Annotated in this window: 14 protein-coding genes; 4 read left to right on the top strand and 10 right to left on the bottom strand. The window is 67.6% G+C overall.

Annotated features, from left to right (window positions below):
• Positions 1–5: 5 nt before the first annotated feature.
• From ACQPYY_RS33455 to rpsF, 7 genes are all read right to left on the bottom strand, one after another.
• On the bottom strand, positions 6–1,931 hold the full coding sequence (locus ACQPYY_RS33455) for a DUF6301 family protein (RefSeq protein WP_433592209.1): 1,926 nt from the start codon (positions 1,929–1,931) through the stop codon (positions 6–8).
• Between the two features lie 116 nt (positions 1,932–2,047).
• Positions 2,048–3,979, bottom strand: coding sequence for a CocE/NonD family hydrolase (locus ACQPYY_RS33450; RefSeq protein ID WP_433592208.1), 1,932 nt, complete (start codon positions 3,977–3,979; stop codon positions 2,048–2,050).
• Between the two features lie 149 nt (positions 3,980–4,128).
• Positions 4,129–6,774 carry a replicative DNA helicase gene (dnaB, locus tag ACQPYY_RS33445; protein WP_433592207.1) on the bottom strand — a complete coding sequence of 882 codons (2,646 nt, stop codon included), beginning with the start codon at positions 6,772–6,774 and terminating at the stop codon, positions 4,129–4,131.
• 489 nt (positions 6,775–7,263) lie between these two features.
• Positions 7,264–7,719 (bottom strand): 50S ribosomal protein L9, encoded by a 456-nt coding sequence (gene rplI / locus ACQPYY_RS33440; RefSeq protein ID WP_357274672.1) that lies wholly within the window; start codon positions 7,717–7,719, stop codon positions 7,264–7,266.
• A gap of 17 nt (positions 7,720–7,736) precedes the next feature.
• Complete coding sequence (gene rpsR / locus ACQPYY_RS33435; RefSeq protein WP_040814320.1) at positions 7,737–8,006, bottom strand: 30S ribosomal protein S18; 270 nt, start codon at positions 8,004–8,006, stop codon at positions 7,737–7,739.
• Positions 8,007–8,067: 61 nt separating this feature from the next.
• Complete coding sequence (locus ACQPYY_RS33430) at positions 8,068–8,625, bottom strand: single-stranded DNA-binding protein (RefSeq protein ID WP_379102750.1); 558 nt, start codon at positions 8,623–8,625, stop codon at positions 8,068–8,070.
• Between the two features lie 103 nt (positions 8,626–8,728).
• Positions 8,729–9,019 carry a 30S ribosomal protein S6 gene (gene rpsF, locus ACQPYY_RS33425; protein ID WP_357274669.1) on the bottom strand — a complete coding sequence of 97 codons (291 nt, stop codon included), beginning with the start codon at positions 9,017–9,019 and terminating at the stop codon, positions 8,729–8,731.
• Positions 9,020–9,256: 237 nt separating this feature from the next.
• Here rpsF and ACQPYY_RS33420 point away from each other — a divergent pair, with 237 nt between their 5' ends.
• Complete coding sequence (locus ACQPYY_RS33420; RefSeq protein WP_433592206.1) at positions 9,257–10,675, top strand: hypothetical protein; 1,419 nt, start codon at positions 9,257–9,259, stop codon at positions 10,673–10,675.
• Here ACQPYY_RS33420 and ACQPYY_RS33415 read toward each other — a convergent pair.
• A complete protein-coding gene (locus ACQPYY_RS33415; protein WP_433592205.1) occupies positions 10,577–11,137 on the bottom strand; it encodes a CGNR zinc finger domain-containing protein in 561 nt (186 codons plus the stop codon). The genes ACQPYY_RS33420 and ACQPYY_RS33415 overlap by 99 nt on opposite strands.
• A gap of 84 nt (positions 11,138–11,221) precedes the next feature.
• Between ACQPYY_RS33415 and ACQPYY_RS33410 the strand changes: the two genes are divergently transcribed.
• Together ACQPYY_RS33410 and ACQPYY_RS33405 are read left to right on the top strand one after the other, a co-directional pair.
• Positions 11,222–12,163 carry a DMT family transporter gene (locus ACQPYY_RS33410; RefSeq protein ID WP_433592204.1) on the top strand — a complete coding sequence of 314 codons (942 nt, stop codon included), beginning with the start codon at positions 11,222–11,224 and terminating at the stop codon, positions 12,161–12,163.
• Positions 12,164–12,266: 103 nt separating this feature from the next.
• Positions 12,267–13,229 (top strand): DUF389 domain-containing protein, encoded by a 963-nt coding sequence (locus tag ACQPYY_RS33405; protein WP_433592203.1) that lies wholly within the window; start codon positions 12,267–12,269, stop codon positions 13,227–13,229.
• 67 nt (positions 13,230–13,296) lie between these two features.
• Here the strand turns inward: ACQPYY_RS33405 and ACQPYY_RS33400 are convergent, their stop codons facing one another.
• Together ACQPYY_RS33400 and ACQPYY_RS33395 are read right to left on the bottom strand one after the other, a co-directional pair.
• Positions 13,297–14,406: a DUF475 domain-containing protein gene (locus tag ACQPYY_RS33400; RefSeq protein ID WP_433592202.1), complete on the bottom strand. Its 1,110-nt coding sequence runs from the start codon at positions 14,404–14,406 to the stop codon at positions 13,297–13,299.
• A gap of 146 nt (positions 14,407–14,552) precedes the next feature.
• The gene (locus tag ACQPYY_RS33395; RefSeq protein ID WP_357274658.1) at positions 14,553–15,128 is read right to left on the bottom strand and encodes a TerD family protein; all 576 of its coding nucleotides are present in this window, start codon (positions 15,126–15,128) and stop codon (positions 14,553–14,555) included.
• Positions 15,129–15,390: 262 nt separating this feature from the next.
• Here ACQPYY_RS33395 and ACQPYY_RS33390 point away from each other — a divergent pair, with 262 nt between their 5' ends.
• On the top strand, positions 15,391–16,593 hold the full coding sequence (locus ACQPYY_RS33390) for a hypothetical protein (protein WP_433592201.1): 1,203 nt from the start codon (positions 15,391–15,393) through the stop codon (positions 16,591–16,593).
• Positions 16,594–16,618 lie beyond the last annotated feature (25 nt).

Below are 16,618 nucleotides of genomic sequence, written 5' to 3'. Positions count from 1 at the left end.
CGACTCTAGGCCTCCGTCGGCAGTGCCCCGATCGCGCCCGTCGACGGGGCCCGAACCGGCAGGTACTCGCCGTTCAACAGCACCCGCAACCGGGCCTGCGGCGGCATCAGGGTGCGCAGCGGCAGGATCGCCAGCCGGGCCAGGCGGCGCAGGTCCCGGGGCAGCGCGGGCAGGTGAAGGTCGATGTGCCACAGCGGATAGCGGTGATCGGGATGCTGCCAGCCGTCGCGCAGCATGAACTTCAAGACGCGCGGCGACAGTTCGCGGGCGGTGGCGGTGGCGAGTTCCAGGCGCAGCAGGTCGCCGTCCCGGTCGACCCGGGCCCGATGCGGGTCTCCGGCATCCACGGTGAGCTGGCCGGAGTCCGCCAGATCGGTGATGAGAGCGGCCAATTCCTCGTAGCACTGCTCCCATTCGCGATCGTGCGCGCGATGCGCGGCCCGCTGCTGCTCGATGATGAGGCGGCGGTCGCGTTCGCCCGGCCGCACCAGGTACAGCTCCACCGTGTCGGCCTCCGGAACCAGGCCCAGGGTGAGGCGGCCCTCCGGCCAGGCCGGTCCGTACGCCTGGCCCAGCACCGCGTGCCGGGGCGCCCCGAATTCGGCGCGGAACCCGTCCAGCGCACGAGCCTGGGCGGCGGTGCGCTGCGCCGCGACCTCGGCGGGCAGGCCCTCGTCGTAGAGGAAGGATTCGATGCTGTCGCTGAGCGTGACGCAGACCGCCTCGAGCCGGTCACCGTCGAAGCAGAAGCGGGCGCGCGGATCGTCCACGTGGAGCTCGGTGTCGGCCCACACCGTGCGCTCCCCGACATCGGTGTCGTGCACCGGTTTCCAGCCCACGACGGCGGCGAACCCGTCCAGGTCGGCGCGGGTCCAGGTCCACGCGAAGGCGCGGGCGGCACGCGCGATCTCGACGCCGGCGGGCACATCCACGCGCAGCGGCCCGGCATCGAATTCGGAGACGGCGTGGCGGCGCAGGAAGTCCGCGCGCTGGGTGCGGGAGGTCGGGTGCGGCGGAATGCCGAGCGTGCTCACCTCCAGATCGGTGCCGCCCTCCACCCAGGCGTCGGCCACCAGTTCGGTCGGCGCGGCGACCCCGACCGCGCGCAGCGTGTCGGTGGTGCGCAGAGCGAGCCCGCTCATGGCGACGGTGCCCGCGCGCCGGGAGAGGCCGCGCGTCCAATTGCCCTCGCGAGGCGGCGTCCAGCCCAGCGCGATCAGCTGTCGTTCCAGTTCGGGGCCGTAATACCAGGCGGGATCGATGAATTCGCTGCGGGCCAACTCCCCCGCCAGCTGCTCCGGCCCGGCCTCGAACTGCACGAAACGCCCACCGGGCGCGGTCACCAGCAGTCGCCCGTCGACCGGCAGCGTCTCCAGGAATCCCGCCAGGCTCTCGGCGAACCGGATCCAGGGGCCCGCGGCGGCGCGGCGGCGGGCGGCCTCGTGGCGGCGCTCCATCCAATACCGTTGCGCGGTCGGATTCACCAGCAGCAGGTCCACGGTGTCCGCGCCGATCGTCAGACCCGCGAAGACATTCGGGAAACGCCAGGCCAGGCCCTCGGCGGGACCCGCGGCGGTGGTCTCCGGATCGCCCCAGCGGGTGGTGAACTCCGCTGCGGCGCGGGCCATGGCGGCGGTGAGCAGGTCCCGGCTGCGGGGGTCGGCGGGATCCGGGCAGTCGGAGATGGCCACGCGGACATGGTCCAGGCCGCGGTCACTGCCCCAGAACATGGCCGAGTCCCACCACACCGGCAGGCCGGTGCGCGAGAAGACCGGACCGTTGCGGAGAGTGCCGACCGGTTGTGGGCCGGTCCAACCGACCAGTCGGGCGAATTCCGCGACATTCCCGGAACCCCAACGCCAGCCGAACCCGGCGGCCGCACCGACGATCTCGACCGCACCCGCGATATCGACCCGTACCTCGAATCCCACCTCGCGACACTAACCCCGGCCCGGCCATGTCGGGAAACTTCCGGGCCGCGACTATTATGTAAGCGGCCGGCGCTTCCCACGGGGCGGACAACTCACGGGAAGCCCGGCCACGGTCTTCAATGCTCGGTCGGGAATCGCGAACTTCCCGCGTCGCCCGCCGGAATGATCGGCAGCACCAGCGCCGACGGATGCTCCGGGTCGTGATAGACGGTCTGCGTCGCGACCTGCGTATTCGTGTTCTCCCCGAACGGATCACCGGTATTCGGATTCGGCGCGAACTGCGGGAAATCGCTGCTCGAGACCTCCACCCGGATCTTGTATCCCGCTTTCACCAGATAACTAGTCGGCCAGATATCGATCGAGTACCGGTACGGCTGCCCCGGCACGATCGGCGTCGGATGCTCCAGCGAATCCCGGAACGCCGCCCGAATGATCCCATTGTTGAGGTTCACCGTGGACCCGTCCGGCGCCACCGCCACCAGCTTCGCCGTGAAATCGGTATCCGGTGCACTCGAGGCCGCCCACAACGTCATTCGAACCGGACCGGTGATCTCCGTATCTCCCGGCATCGGCGCGGTCGTATAGGTGAGCACATCCGACCGCTGCTCCACCACGAACTGATCCACCGGCCCCTGCGGCCCCGACGACGCCCCGCAACACGAATGCCCGCCCGCGCTCGGCACCGGATTCAACGGGTCGTACTCGAACCGATCCGGCTGCTGCGGATCCTTCGGCGCCTCGGCGGCCAGCGCGCCCGTCCGCCCCAGCATCGAATTGCCGCCATTCCCGGACAGGTAATAGGTGGTCCAGCGGGTATTCGGCAACGGCCACGCCGACGCCGACTTCCACCTGTTCGCGCCCATCACGAAATAGTCGACCACCGGCTGCCCGGAAACCTTGTTGTCCTTCCCCTTCAGGAAATGGTCGAACCAGGCCAGCATCAGTTCATTGATCGGACTGTCGCCCGCCGCCCCGGTCGCGGCCAGCAGAGGCGTCGTCACCCCGCTTCCGGGGCGACCCCATCCCAGGTGATCCCAGGGCCCCAGCACCAATCGCTGCCCGGCCCGCGCCTCCGGCGAACCGCCCCCGGCCACCATCCCCGTGAAGTTCTCCACCCCGCCGGCCAGGAACGCGTCGTACCAGCCCTCGAAATTCAGGACGGGGACTGTGACATTCGCGTACCTGTCCCGAATGCTCCACTGCTTCCAATAGTCGTCGCGGGTCGAATGCCGCACCCAGTCGTAGAACCACGGCGCGATCACCGGATCCCCGGGGTGCAGCGGCGGAAACTGTTGATACGGGCGGAAACCCAGCCACCGGGTGTAGTTCGTGCCGTCGGCCGCCAGCTGCTTGGCGGTGCCGGTATCGCCGCGATTCACGGCCGCGCTCGCCCCGATCGTCTCCATGGCCCACGGCTCCACGAACCCCAACCGGAACGCCCCGCCCTCGTAAGTCCACCCGTCGTAGTAATCCGAGGCGGTATTGGCCGGAACGATCGTGGTCAGATGCGGCGGCGTGCTGATCGCGGCAAGCCATTGCGTCGCACCGACATAGGACGACCCGTACATCCCGACCTTGCCATTCGTCCCCGGCAGCGCGGCCGCCCACTCCACCGAGTCGTAGCCGTCGGTCATGTCGTTCCCGAATTCGGTGAACACCCCCGCCGACTGACCCTGGCCGCGAATATCCTGCACCACAACGAGATAGCAGTGCGAAGCGAACCACTCTGGCGTCCGATACCGGTACGGCTGGATCTGCGCCGCCGCCTTCCCGTACTGCGTCCGCATCAGCACCACCGGCACCGCAACACCGGTCTTCGGCCGATACACATCGGCCTTCAACACCACCCCGTCCCGCATGGTCGCGGGCACGTTCTCCCGCTTGTCCACCGCGCACGCCCCACGCCCACCCGCGGGCGGCCAGCTCCCGGCATCCTGCGGCCCCGACCCGCCCCCGCCGCTCCCGCACCCGGCGGCGATCAGCGCGACCACGCCGACCACCGCTCCCACCTGTGCGATCCGGCCACGCCGTCGCCCACTCCGGGTCATGAATCGACGGTAACGCCGCACCCGCCCCCACCGGCCGACAATCGCTCAAACCGCACCGGTGGGCGGAGCCTGCCGCAGCTCCATGACCGCCAGCACCGCCAACACCACGAACAGGACCGCGCCGATACCCGCGACGGGTACAGATCGACCTATCCGCGGGCCATATCGACGAATCGGCTGAGGTGCAGCTGGTGTGCGACCGTGATGGTTGCGGTGGGGCCGTTTCGGTGTTTGCCCAGAATGAGGTCCGCTTCACCGCCGCGAGGGTCGTCGCGTTCGAAAGCGTCGGGTCGGTGAAGCAGGATAACCATGTCGGCGTCCTGTTCTAGCGAGCCCGATTCGCGAAGATCGGAGACCATGGGGCGCTTGTCGGTTCGCTGTTCCGGACCACGGTTGAGCTGCGAAATCGCGATCACTGGGACCTCGAGCTCCTTCGCCATCAGCTTGAGGCTTCGGGAGAACTCGGAGACTTCCTGCTGTCGGGATTCGACCTTCTTACCGGAGCTCATCAGCTGGAGGTAGTCCACAACGATGAGGCGAAGGTCGTGCCTTTGCTTCAGTCGTCGAGCCTTCGCTCGAATTTCCATCATCGTCAGGTTCGGCGAATCATCAACGAACAGCGGCGCTTCGCTGATCTCGCTCATGCGCCGCGCCAGCTTGGTCCAGTCGTCGTCGCTCATCCGCCCCGAACGCATATCGCCCAGTTTGATTTTCGCCTCCGCGGATAGGAGGCGCATGACGATTTCGGTGCGGCTCATTTCCAGGGAGAAGATGACGCTGGCCATGCCGTGCTTGATGGAGCAGCTGCGCATGAAATCCATGCCCAGGGTGGAATTGTGAGTCGGGATCATCGCTCGGCTCGCGAGGTAGAGGTGATCCGCGTTGTCCACCTCCACGCAGCGGACCGGGACCGATGCGATCGGACGGATGTCCACGATGAAGCGCGAGCTGGAGCGCGATGTATTGGCCGCGCCACGTCGTTGCTTGTGCAGCAGCTCTTTTCGGCTCAGCCCGAAGACCTCGTCCTCGGTGGCGAAGGTCAGGGTGTAGGCGGTCGAACTCGCTTCGGTACGGCCTCGGACTCGCTTGGTCGACAGCTGGCAGCGGTAGCCGAGGCTCACGATCAGCTCTTCGGTATCCCGGGCAAGCTGCTCGTTGGTCACTGCGAACTGGACCGAGCCGCCCTTGGTGACGGTCCCGTCGGTGTCGAGCAGGCCGGCGAGCAGGGCGCGTCGTTGTGTCTCGGAAGCGCGCAGGTACTCGGCAGGAATGTGCTTGTCGTTGAGCACCCCGATGGTGCGCAGACGAGCCTGCACACTTCCGACGGAATTGCGGCAGGACTGGCACAGACGCAGCCCGATGGACGGGCCGCCGCACTGCGGGCAGGTCGGGCTGGGTGCCGGACCGGAGACGAAACGAGCTTTACCACCGCAGGATCGGCCGCAGGTGCGGACCTCACTGGTGAATGGGATGAACTCCGTACCGCAGACGATGCAGTCGCGCGGCTCGATCGGCGCGTCCTCGGGTAGCCGGAGGCTGTAGCGCAGCGGTGCGGAATCCGAGTGCGTCGCCACGATGCCCTCGTTCTCGATCCGATACACGATCTCGGGGTCGGCTGTGGTCAGCTGCGCACACGCCGAACTACCGTCGCCGAGCCAAGCACCCAATGTGTATGGGGGCAAGAGCAGCTCGCGCTCGGGCAATTGCAGTGCCTCGGTGTTGACCACCGAGTGGTTGAGCCGTCGATCGGCGGTCTTGCAGCGCACAGTGGCCGCGATTTCGGCAGTCGTCCGTACTTCCGCGAAGGTCGTCTGATTCCGACACCGGTTCTGGCCGGTGGCGGCCTGCTGCGCCGACCGGCGCGAGGATCGTGTCTCGGTGAGCCACTGGTGCTGTTCGTCCGCGACTATGACTGTGCCGTCCGAGAATTCGACCTCGTAGCAAGGGCGGTCCAGCATCACTTCGGTGGCGGCAACCACACGTGTGGGTCGGCCCTGCGCGTCCAGCAACTCGTCGCCGACCTTGACCTCGCCCATAAAGGTCCAGCCGCCCGGTGTGGGCAGCGGGGTATCGAGCGCGAGAGCCTTTCCGACGCCGGGTCGAGCCGCGACGATGACCATCTGGCCGGGGTGGAGGCCGTTGGTGATCTCGTCGAGTTCGGTGAAGCCGGTGGGGACGCCGAGGGAGATGCCGCCTCGGGAGGCGATGGAGTCGAGTTCGTCCATCGTGGGCTGGAGGATGTCGGTGAGGGGGGCGAAGTCCTCGCTGGAGCGGCGTTCGGTGACGTCGTAGAGCTCGGCCTGGGCGCGGTCCACGACCTCGGCCACGTCCTGGCCGTCGGCGCCCGCGTAGCCGTACTGGACGATGCGGGTGCCCGCTTCGACGAGGCGGCGCAGCACCGACTTCTCCGCGACGATCTCGGCGTAGTAGCCGGCGTTGGCGGCGGTGGGGACCGTTTGGGTCAGGGTGACGAGATACGGTGCGCCGCCGATGCGTTTGAGTTCGCCCTTGCGGTCCAGGGTGGCGGCGACGGTGACCGGGTCGGCGGGTTCGCCGCGGCCGTAGAGGTCGAGGATGGCGTCGTAGACGGCCTGGTGCGCGGGGCGGTAGAAGTCGCCGGGGCGGATGACTTCGACGACGTCGGCGATGGCGTCCTTGGACAGCAGCATGCCGCCGAGAACGGACTGTTCCGCCGCCATGTCGTGAGGCGGCTGACGGCCGAAATCCTCACCGGGAGCGTCGGGATAGTCGGCGGGCCCGTGATCGTCGTGGCCGCGATCGTCGACGACTGCCATGGGCTCGACCGTCCTCTCTGCTCGCGCCGCAACGGCGTGCAAGACCCGTTGTACGCCAGCGCACCGACATGTTGGGACCGCCACGCTCGAGCCGTGGTCACGACCTCGAAGGCGAACCTAGGCGACCGGGCGGTGACCCGCCAAACCGAGCTGTGTACACACCTGTGGATAACGTGGGTATTGTTCACCGCCCGTTGTGCACCCCCTGTGGAAAACTTGGGGACAACAGTCGATGTCGCTGCTCAAAGCGCTGGTAGTGGCGGAATTCTCACTGTTCGCAACTGTGGATCAATTTCGTGCGGCGTGTCGCTGGACGGCAACGGCCGGGCGTGTTGGGTAAACGAACGGTCACGCGGGTGTGGCCGGTCACACAACGAAAACGGTTGGTTTGCTGGGCAATCCACAACCGATCCGAAATCTGGCGATTCCTGAGCAAACAAAGAAATCGGAGGCCGCCCCCACGGGTGAGGCGGCCTCCGATCAACCGAATTACTCGGCGGCAGTGACCTGCAGGTCGACCTTGGCGACCACATCCGGGTGCAGATGCACCACGACACCGTGCTTGCCGGTGCTCTTGATGTGGGCCTTCGGCAGCTCGATGCTGCGCTTGTCGACGACCGGGCCGCCGGCGGTCTTGATCGCCGAGGCGACGTCGGCCGCGGTGACCGAACCGAAGAGCTTGCCGGTGCCGGCGGTCTTGACCGCGAGCGACACGCCGGTCAGGCCCTCGATGGCCTGCTTCAGCTCGTTGGCGTGGTCCAGGTCGCGCACGCGGCGGGCATCCTGTGCCCGGCGAATGCCCTCGACCTGCTTCTCCGCGCCACGGGTGGCGACAATCGCCAGGCCGCGCGGGAGCAGGAAGTTACGGCCGTAGCCGTCCTTGACTTCCACGGTGTCGCCGGGCGCACCGAGGTTGTCGACATCAGCGGTGAGGATGAGCTTCATAGCTGTGTCTTCCTTTCTCAGCGAGCGGTGGACACGTAAGGCAGCAGAGCGACCTCACGCGAGTTCTTCACGGCGACAGCGATATCGCGCTGGTGCTGGACGCAGTTGCCCGTCACCCGGCGCGCGCGGATCTTGCCACGGTCGGACACGTACTTGCGCAGCAGCGCGGTGTCCTTGTAGTCGATCTTCGCGCCGGCCGTGTTGTTCTTCTTGCCGGCCTTGTCTTCCTTGCAGAAGGTGCAAGCCTTCTTCTTCAGCACCTTTTCGCGTGCCGGTGCTTTGGCCATGGTCTTTCAACTCCGTAATTTTGGGAATCTCGCCGAAGCGGATTCCGGGGAAAGCCGTTGTCTAGAACGGCGGTTCGTCGTCCATGGGCCCGCCCCCGAAGGAGCCGGCCGCGGGGGCACTGCCCCACGGGTCGTCGCCGGCGCTCTGGCCGCCACGACCCCCACCACTGCCACCACCGGAGAAGCCGCCGCCGCTTTGCTGGCCGCCGCCTCCCTGTCCGCCACCGCCGAAGCCGCCGCCACCACCGCCACGGGTGGTCTTGTTGACTTTCGCGGTCGCGTACCGCAGGGAGGGACCCACCTCGTCGACTTCGAGTTCGACGACCGTGCGCTTCTCACCCTCGCGGGTTTCGTAGGAGCGCTGCTTCAGTCGTCCGCTCACGATCACTCGCGAGCCACGGGTCAGGCTCTCGGCAACGTTCTCCGCAGCTTCACGCCAGATGTTGCAGCGCAAGAAAAGCGCTTCGCCGTCTTTCCATTCATTGGTATTACGGTCGAACACACGGGGAGTCGACGCGACCGTGAAGTTCGCGACGGCCGCTCCCGCGGGCGTGAATCGAAGCTCGGGGTCAGCCGTCAAATTGCCGATGACGGTGATGACCGTGTCGCCCTGGGCCATGGTTCCTCCTGCTTTCCGGTGCAGTCCGCAATGCGCTCGCGTTCACCGGTCAGCCTAGAGATCGGCACCGACGGTTACGAGCGACGTCGCGGGAGGACTGGTCTTACTTCTTGTCGAGGCGCAGCACCTTGGTGCGCAGCACCGACTCGTTCAGGCCCAGCTGGCGATCGAGTTCGCTGACGGTCTCGGACTTGGCGGTCAGGGTGACGACCGCGTAGATGCCCTCGGCCTGCTTGGCGATCTCGTAGGCGAGACGACGGCGACCCCAGATGTCGACGTTGTCGACCTTGCCGCCCTCGGACCCGACAACACCCAACATGTTGTTCAGGTTCGGGCCGACGGTGCGCTCATCCATCGCTGGATCGAGAATAACCATCACTTCATAATGACGCACGGACCTCATCACCTCCTGTGGACTGTGAACGGCCCACGGACTGTCCGTGGGCAGGAGGGTTCGTTGCGTCAGCAACCCGACAAGGCTACATGAGCGGCCGCGACGAACAGAAAAGGGGTCCGGACGGCGTTCACGGCGTCGGATCCGGGGTAGATAACCAAGGCGTGGCCTGCGAAATCGGGCCAGTCCAGATTTTGAACAGGCGAACTCGCCGACCAGCCACCTAGGGTGATGCCCATGCCGAATCGACCGGTCGTCAGCGTTGCGGCCGCTCCCCGCCGTCGCGATGCGCGCGGGTCGATGATCGCGGTCGTCTCGACGCTGGTGTGCGGGCTCACCTTGCTGATCGCGTTCGTGAACAAGGCGCGCTGCGCGGTCGGCCCGTACGACGAATCCGGGCGCAGCGTGCTCTTCGACGTGATCAAGGATTCGGATGTCTGTTATTCCGACATCCAGTACTTGTGGCTGGGGCGCGGCATCGATCACCACGTCTTTCCGTATATAACCGGCGGCATCACCCCGGACGGTCAGCTGACCGGCGGCGCGGTGGAGTATCCGGTGCTCAGCGGCCTGTTCATGTGGATCGGCGGAATCGGCGCGCACACCGACGCGGCCTTCCTGTGGCATTCGGCGCTGCTGCTGGCCCCGTTCGCCTTGTTGACCGCCTACCTGCTGGCCCGGATGGCCGGTCCGGCGGCGTTGTTGTGGGCGGCCGCACCGCCCTTGGTGCTCTACGCCTTTCACAATTGGGAACTGCCGGTGGTCGCGACCGCGGTCGCCGCGTTCTATGTGATGACGACGCTGACCCGGTATTCGCTGCGGGATCGCGCGATCGCGGCGGCGGTGTTCCTGGCGATCGGCTTCTGTTTCAAATTGTATCCGGGCATCTTCGTGCTGCCGTTGCTGATCTATGTGCTGCTCGGTGAATATCCCTTGCGGGAGAAGCGATTCGATGTGCGCGGTGCGCTGATGGTGGCCGCGACCGCGATCGGCACGGTGGTCGCGATCAATCTGCCGTTCGCGCTCGCGGGTTACGACGGCTGGCGTGCGTCGATCACGTTCCAGCAATTGCGGCAGGCCGATATCACCACGAATTCCATCTGGTATTGGGGATTGCGCCCGCTGTTCGGTCCGTCGCAGGAGTCGGAATCGGCCTTCCAGCACCTGGTGTCGGTGCTCTCGCCGACGCTGGTGGTGGCGTCGTTCGTGCTGGCCTGCTGGCTGGGGGTGCGCCGGTATCGGCTGGCGGGGGTGTATCCGTGGATCGGGGTCAGCGGCGCCATGCTGTGTGGATTCCTGTTGTTCCACAAGGTGCATTCGCCGCAGTACACGCTGTGGCTGATCCCGTTCCTGGTGCTGCTGCGGGTGCCGTGGAGCCTCGTGATCGCGTATCTGCTGGCGGACCTGTGTATCGGCGTCGGCGTCTTCCGCTACTTCTACGAGCTCGGGTCGGGTCATCCGTACGAGGTGGAGCAGTATCTGGTGCAGATCGGCGTGTGGGGCCGGGCGGTGCTGCTGCTGGTGTTCTTCTTCGTGTTCGTGTCCGCCTCGGAGCGGTCACCCTTCCGTATCGGCGTTCCGGGCGCGGAAAGCCTTGCCCTTGGCTCGGTTTCCGCAGACCGCCATATCGCACCACCGGCGCGAACCGCCGCGTGAGGTGTCCAGGTAGAGGCGGGTGCAGGCGTCTCGCCCGCATTCCTTGAGCCGTTCGCGTTCCGGGCCGCCGAGTAGTTCGACGGCCGAGCGGGCGATGGCGGTGAGCGCGGATTCGATGGTCCCGCCGCGGGTGACCGAACCGTCCGCGCGCAGCGTGAGTTCGGGCGGCTCGGCGTGGGCGTGCCGGTTGAGCAGCTTGCGGTCGGCGTCTTCGAGGGGTTCGCCGTGCAGGGTGGCCTGCATGAGCCGCCAGGCCGCTTCACGCAGTCCGAGCGCGGGTTCGAGGGCGTCCGCGCAGTCGGGCGCGGCGTCGAGGATTCCGGCCGCGACGGTCCATTCGCCCAGGTCTTCGGCGCTGGTGAGGCGTTCGATGAAGGTGGTGCGCCGTTCCTGTGCCGTGCCGATGAAGTTCAGCGCGAGATTGCCGCTGACGAACAGATGCGGGTCGGCGAACGATGACATGTCCCGATCATAACCCCCTTGACAGGTTATGCGGCGCGTTGCGACGGTGATAACCACCTGAACGGGTTAGCGCTTGGAGGGATCATGGAGAACCGGCTCTTGGACGTGGCGGGCCCACCGGCCCTGATCCTCATGTGGAGCAGCGCCTTCATCGCCGGGATCATCGGCGTCGGCGCGGCCCCGCCGATGCTGGTGCTCTTCGCCCGCTTCGGCATCGCGGGCGCGCTGCTCATCGCGTTCGCGCTGCTGACCCGTGCGGTCTGGCCGCGCGGCCGGATGCTCGCCCACACCCTGGTGGCGGGCCTGCTCATGCAGATGGTCCAGTTCGGCGCGTTCTACACCGCCATGCACGAGCACGTCACCGCCGCGGTGATCTCCCTGGTCCAGGGCCTGAGCCCGGTGGTGATCGCGGTATTCGCCGGGGCCCTGGGCGAATCCGTGAGCGCGCGGCAGTGGCTGGGCTTCGGCGTGGGCGGGGTGGGCGTCGGCCTCGCGGTGCTGGATCAGCCGGCCTTCTCGCTGCCGGGCCTGCTGCTGTGCGTGGTCGGGCTGCTCGGCCTGAGCCTGGGCACCGTGTACCAGAAGCGCTTCACCCCGGCGATCGATCCGCGCACCGGCACCGCGCTGCACATCGCGGTCAGCGCTCCGTTCGCGGGCGCGATGGCTTGGGCGGGCGGCGATTTCAGCATCGCCGATCCCGCCCGCTTCGCCGGTTCCATGGTGTGGATGGTGCTGGTGAACTCCATCGGCGCGTTCCTGCTGCTGAACACCATGCTGCAGCGCTGGGACACCACCCGCGTCAGCCGCTTCTTCTTCGCCATCCCGGCTGTCACCGCGGTCATGGCGTGGCTGGCCATCGGTCAGCCGTTGCGCCCGTTGACGATTGCCGGGCTGGCGGTCGGGCTGTTGGGCCTGGTGCTCGCTTCCCGCCGCGCCGCAGCACCCGAACCGGAGCGTGTTCCGAAACCGGGCCCGGTCGCCGCGGGCCCCCACCTCGCGGTCGGCTCACAGCCGCAGCGGGTGTGAATCCACTGGCGGCCGGGGCGTCGCGGGCGCGATTTCCGTGACATCCCGGCCGCTTCGTGCTTCCAGCGTCCGGTCCGGGCGCTGCGCCCGGCAGACTGTGCCTATGCTGCACCTGCGGATCCTCTCCCCGGCCGCCATGACCGACGACATCCTCGAGGTCCTGGAAACCGACGACGCGGTGACCGGACTGGTCCTGGTCCGCGGCGCGGCACTGCGTCCGCCCGGCGACCTGATCACCGCGCAGATCGCCCGCGAGGCCGCCAACGACCTGGTGGCGCGGCTGCGCGCGATGCGCGTGCACCAGGAGGGCAGCATCGAGATCGATCAGGTGGGTACCTGGTTGTCGCGCAGCGGTTTCGAGGCCGAGGTGCGGACGCCGGGCAGCAGTACGGATTCCGTGGTCTGGGCGCAGGTGGCGCAGCGGGCCTACGAGGAAACCGAACTGAACTGGACCTACCTCAGCTTCCTGACGCTGGCCATCGTCATCGCGAGCATCGCCATCGTCACCGACTCCCAGATTCTGACCGTCGGCGCGATGGTGCTCGGCCCGGAGTTCGGCCCCATCGCGGCGCTGGGCGTCGCCCTGGTCCGGCGGCGCTTCGTGCTGTTGCGACTGGCCCTGCGCACCTTGGTGTTCGGCTTCGTGGCGGCCATCGGCGTGACCATCGTGCTGGCGCTGATCGGGCGCGCGCTGGGCTGGATCATGGTCGCGCAGGTGACCGGGCCGCGCCCGGCGACCCACTTCATCTACACCCCCGACAAGTGGTCGTTCATCGTGGCGGTGGTGGCGGGCGCGGCGGGCGTGCTGTCCATCACCTCGGCGAAATCCCTCGGCCTGGCGGGTGTGTTCATCTCGGTGACCACGGTGCCCGCCGCGGGCAATATCGCTCTCGGTGTGGCCATCGCCGACGGTGCGACGGTCTGGGGCAGTCTCGCGCAGCTGCTGGTGAACATTGTGGGCATGGCGATCGCGGGCTGGCTGACCCTGCTCCTGCAACAGGTGTTGTGGTCGCGGGTGTCGGTGCGGCGCGCCAAGCACCTGGCCGTTCCGCGCCGCATGGTGTGACGCCCGGCGTGAACAGAAAAGCCCGCCGTCCGAAATCGGACGGCGGGCTTCGTGTTTCGTGTGTGGGTCAGCTCAGGCTGGGCGACTTCTCCAGTTCGGGTTCCGCATCGTCGGCTTCCGCTTCCTCGCGCCGGTTGCGAATGATGCTGGTGATGAACGCCGCGCCGATGAACGCCACGCCGACCAGACCGCTGATCACCTCGTTGACGTGCACGCCGATGGTGATGAGCAGGATGACCGCCAGGGCGCCGATAGCCCAGAACGCGCCGTGCTCGAGGTACACGTACTCCGAGAGGGTGCCCTTGCGCACCAGGTACACGGTGATCGAGCGGACGAACATGGCGCCGATCAGGCCGAGGCCGAGGGCGATCAGGATCGGGTCGGAGGTGATGGCGAACGCGCCGATCACGCCGTCGAAGGAGAACGAGGCGTCGAGCACTTCCAGGTACAGGAACAGGAAGAACGCCGCCTTGCCGGTCGCCTTGACGACTTCGGAGGGTCCGCCTTCGCCGCCCGCGTGTTCCTCGGCGTGGAAGAGCGATCCGAGTCCGTCGACCACGATGTAGGTGATGGTGCCGAGGATGCCGGCCAGCAGCACGGTGCCGCGGTCGTCGTCATGGGCGATGAACTCGGCGGCGATGACGATGCCCGCCAGGGTGAGCACCACCGCGAGCATGTCCAGCTTGCCGAGCTTGGCCAGCGGGCGTTCGATCCAGCCCAGCCAGGTGACCTCGTGCTCCTCGAGGATGAAGTTGAAGAACAGCAGCAGCAGGAACGCGCCACCGAAGGCCGCGATCTGCGGGTGCGCGTCGGTGAGCAGCTTCTCGTAGGAGGCGCTGCCGTCGGGGAAGGTGAGCGCGCCGTCGGCGGGCGGGTTCATGGCCAGGTCGAACGCGCGAACGGGGCTGAGCCCGGCCGTGATCCACACGATGGCCAGCGGGAACACCAGGCGCATACCGAACACGGCGATGACTACGCCGATGGTCAGGAAGATGCGCTGCCAGAACTCGCTCATCCGCTGCAGGATGCTGGCGTTGATGACCGCGTTGTCGAAGGATAGGGACACCTCGAGGATGCCCAGGATGGCGCACAGCACCAGGGCCGTGGGTCCGCCGTACACCAGCGCCGCGATCAGCGACAGTACGGTGACGATGATGGAGAGGCCGAATATTCGCACCGCAGTGGGCCTTTCGTTGTGCCGGGGTCGGGTGACATGCCGGTCGAGCGGACACACGAAGAGGGCTCGTGCGACCGAGCCCTCGACGTGTCGCCGTGTGTTCTATTGAGACGCTGGTACTTCGCGTCGGTCGCGAGCTGGTCGCGTCAGACGTTGACGCCGAAGTCCCGGGCGATGCCCGACAGGCCCGAGGCGTAGCCCTGGCCGACGGCCCGGAACTTCCACTCACCATTGTTGCGGTAGAGCTCACCGAACACCATGGCGGTTTCGGTGGACGCGTCCTCGGACAGGTCGTAGCGGGCCAGCTCGGTTCCGTTGGCGCGGTCCACGACCCGGATATAGGCGTTGCGGACCTGGCCGAAGCTCTGGCCGCGCGAGTCGGCGTCGTAGATCGAGACCGGGAAGAAGATGGACTCCACGGCCGGCGGGGTGTTGGCCAGGTCGATGTTGATGACCTCGTCGTCGCCCTCGCCCTCACCGGTGAGGTTGTCGCCGGCGTGCACGATGGTGCCCTCCGGGGACTGCAGGTTGTTGAAGAACACGAAGTGCTTGTCCGACAGCGCCTTCTTGTCGCCGCCGGTCGCGATGGCGCTGGCGTCGAGGTCGAAGTCGGTGCCGGTGGTGGTGCGCACGTCCCAGCCCAGGCCGACCGCGACCTGGGTCAGGTTCGGCGCCTGCTTGGTCAGTGAAACGTTACCGCCCTTGGACAAACTGACACCCATTGCGGGGATCCTTCCGTTGTTTAGCGTTCGAAGCGTTTCTTGTCTAACGGCTTCGCCCACTGTCCAGGTTCCGCCGTCGTCGACAGTAATGGTTTCCCCAAGCCATGGGTAGGAATGGGTCAAGGCAACCGTGCGACGACAGCCTGTCACAGGACAGGGTCACACACTCCATCGCCGCGGTCGCGGCAATCGTCAACGCGTGGCCGAGATGTTCGCCGACGCACGGTCGCCGTGATCGTCCAGGGTTGCCTACGATCGTGGCGTGGCAGGCCGTCGAAGCGGATGGTTCCGGGCACCCCGGAACAACGAATGGGTGCAACAGGCCCGGTCGATGCTGACGGCGGCCTTCCTCGATATGGACCGGCGGCAGAGCATCGCCGAGGCCGCCGTCGCCGCGTCGGCCGCGCTGTTCCCCGAACGCGGCGCGGCCGCGCGCTGGGAACCGGTGCGTGCTCGCTGCTATGACGCGTCCGGCGCCTACCTCGCCCTCGACGAGCGCCTCGAGCAGGCCGAACGCGACGGCACGGGGGTGATTCCGCAGCCCGAGATCGACGGTGTGGCCCGTCGGCTCACCGACGCCGCGCGGGCGGTCGACGACTTCTACCGCGGGGATCAGGCCCACCTCGAGCACGCGGTCGCGGTGTTCGGCTCGGTGCCGCAACTGGTCTCGCAGACCCGCGCCGACGCGCAGCGGGTCCGGCAGCAGGCCGACGCCTCCCCGTACGCCGCCTACCCCTCGGTCCGGCAATGCGCGGCTGCTCTGGATGAGGCGCTGCTCACACTCGAGGCCGCCGCGATCGGCGGCGCCGGGGGCCCCGCCCGCGACGCCGCGACCCGGCTCGAGTCCCGCACCCGGGAGTTGTCCAGTGCCCTGGAAGCCGCTCCCGGCAAACAGCATTCGGCCACCACCGCGCTGGCGTCGGCGGCCACCAGGCTCGATGCCGCCCGCAATCGTCTGGACCGCGTCGCCCCGGCCATGTCCGCGCTGCTGCGGGAATTCGCGGCTGCGTCATCGAACGATTTGGCCAACAATGAGCGACAAGCCCGGGCGGCCGTCGAGGCCGCCGACGCGGACCTGACCCGCGCCCGGGCCGCCCTGGCCGCCCACGACCCGGAGGACGCGCTCGACCTGACCACCACCGCCCGCGCCCGCCTCGCCGCCGCCGAGGAGAGCGCCGAGGCCGTCACCGACCGGCTCGCCCAGCTACGCGCGGTCCGGGAACAACCGGCCGAGCGCGCCAAGGCCGTTCGCTTCAAACTGCGCGACGCGCAGATGCTGGCGGTCAACAAGGGCGTCGTCCCGCAATGGGGATCGGTGCTCGACGCCCAGGCCGAACGCCTGGACCGGGCCACCGCGGGCCTGACCGGCCGCCACCCCGACTACTGGGCGTACGTGTCCGAACTCGACGCGATCACCGCCTTCGTCGCCGCAGTCGTCGAACGCATGCGAAATACCGACAGATAGAACGAAAGTCACCAGGAGGACGTCC

Origin of the sequence: Nocardia sp. CA-145437, assembly GCF_050956485.1 — a bacterium.
Taxonomy (GTDB): Bacteria; Actinomycetota; Actinomycetes; order Mycobacteriales; family Mycobacteriaceae; genus Nocardia.
This window is presented reverse-complemented; position numbering and strand designations above follow the sequence as displayed.

Coding starts and splice junctions, on each gene's coding strand:
- ACQPYY_RS33405 (WP_433592203.1), top strand. CDS start 12,267: ATGCTGCACCTGCGGATCCTCTCCCCGGCCGCCATGACCGACGACATC.
- ACQPYY_RS33410 (WP_433592204.1), top strand. CDS start 11,222: ATGGAGAACCGGCTCTTGGACGTGGCGGGCCCACCGGCCCTGATCCTC.
- dnaB (WP_433592207.1), bottom strand. CDS start 6,774: ATGGCAGTCGTCGACGATCGCGGCCACGACGATCACGGGCCCGCCGAC.
- ACQPYY_RS33420 (WP_433592206.1), top strand. CDS start 9,257: ATGCCGAATCGACCGGTCGTCAGCGTTGCGGCCGCTCCCCGCCGTCGC.
- rplI (WP_357274672.1), bottom strand. CDS start 7,719: ATGAAGCTCATCCTCACCGCTGATGTCGACAACCTCGGTGCGCCCGGC.
- ACQPYY_RS33415 (WP_433592205.1), bottom strand. CDS start 11,137: ATGTCATCGTTCGCCGACCCGCATCTGTTCGTCAGCGGCAATCTCGCG.
- ACQPYY_RS33430 (WP_379102750.1), bottom strand. CDS start 8,625: ATGGCCCAGGGCGACACGGTCATCACCGTCATCGGCAATTTGACGGCT.
- ACQPYY_RS33395 (WP_357274658.1), bottom strand. CDS start 15,128: ATGGGTGTCAGTTTGTCCAAGGGCGGTAACGTTTCACTGACCAAGCAG.
- ACQPYY_RS33450 (WP_433592208.1), bottom strand. CDS start 3,979: ATGACCCGGAGTGGGCGACGGCGTGGCCGGATCGCACAGGTGGGAGCG.
- rpsR (WP_040814320.1), bottom strand. CDS start 8,006: ATGGCCAAAGCACCGGCACGCGAAAAGGTGCTGAAGAAGAAGGCTTGC.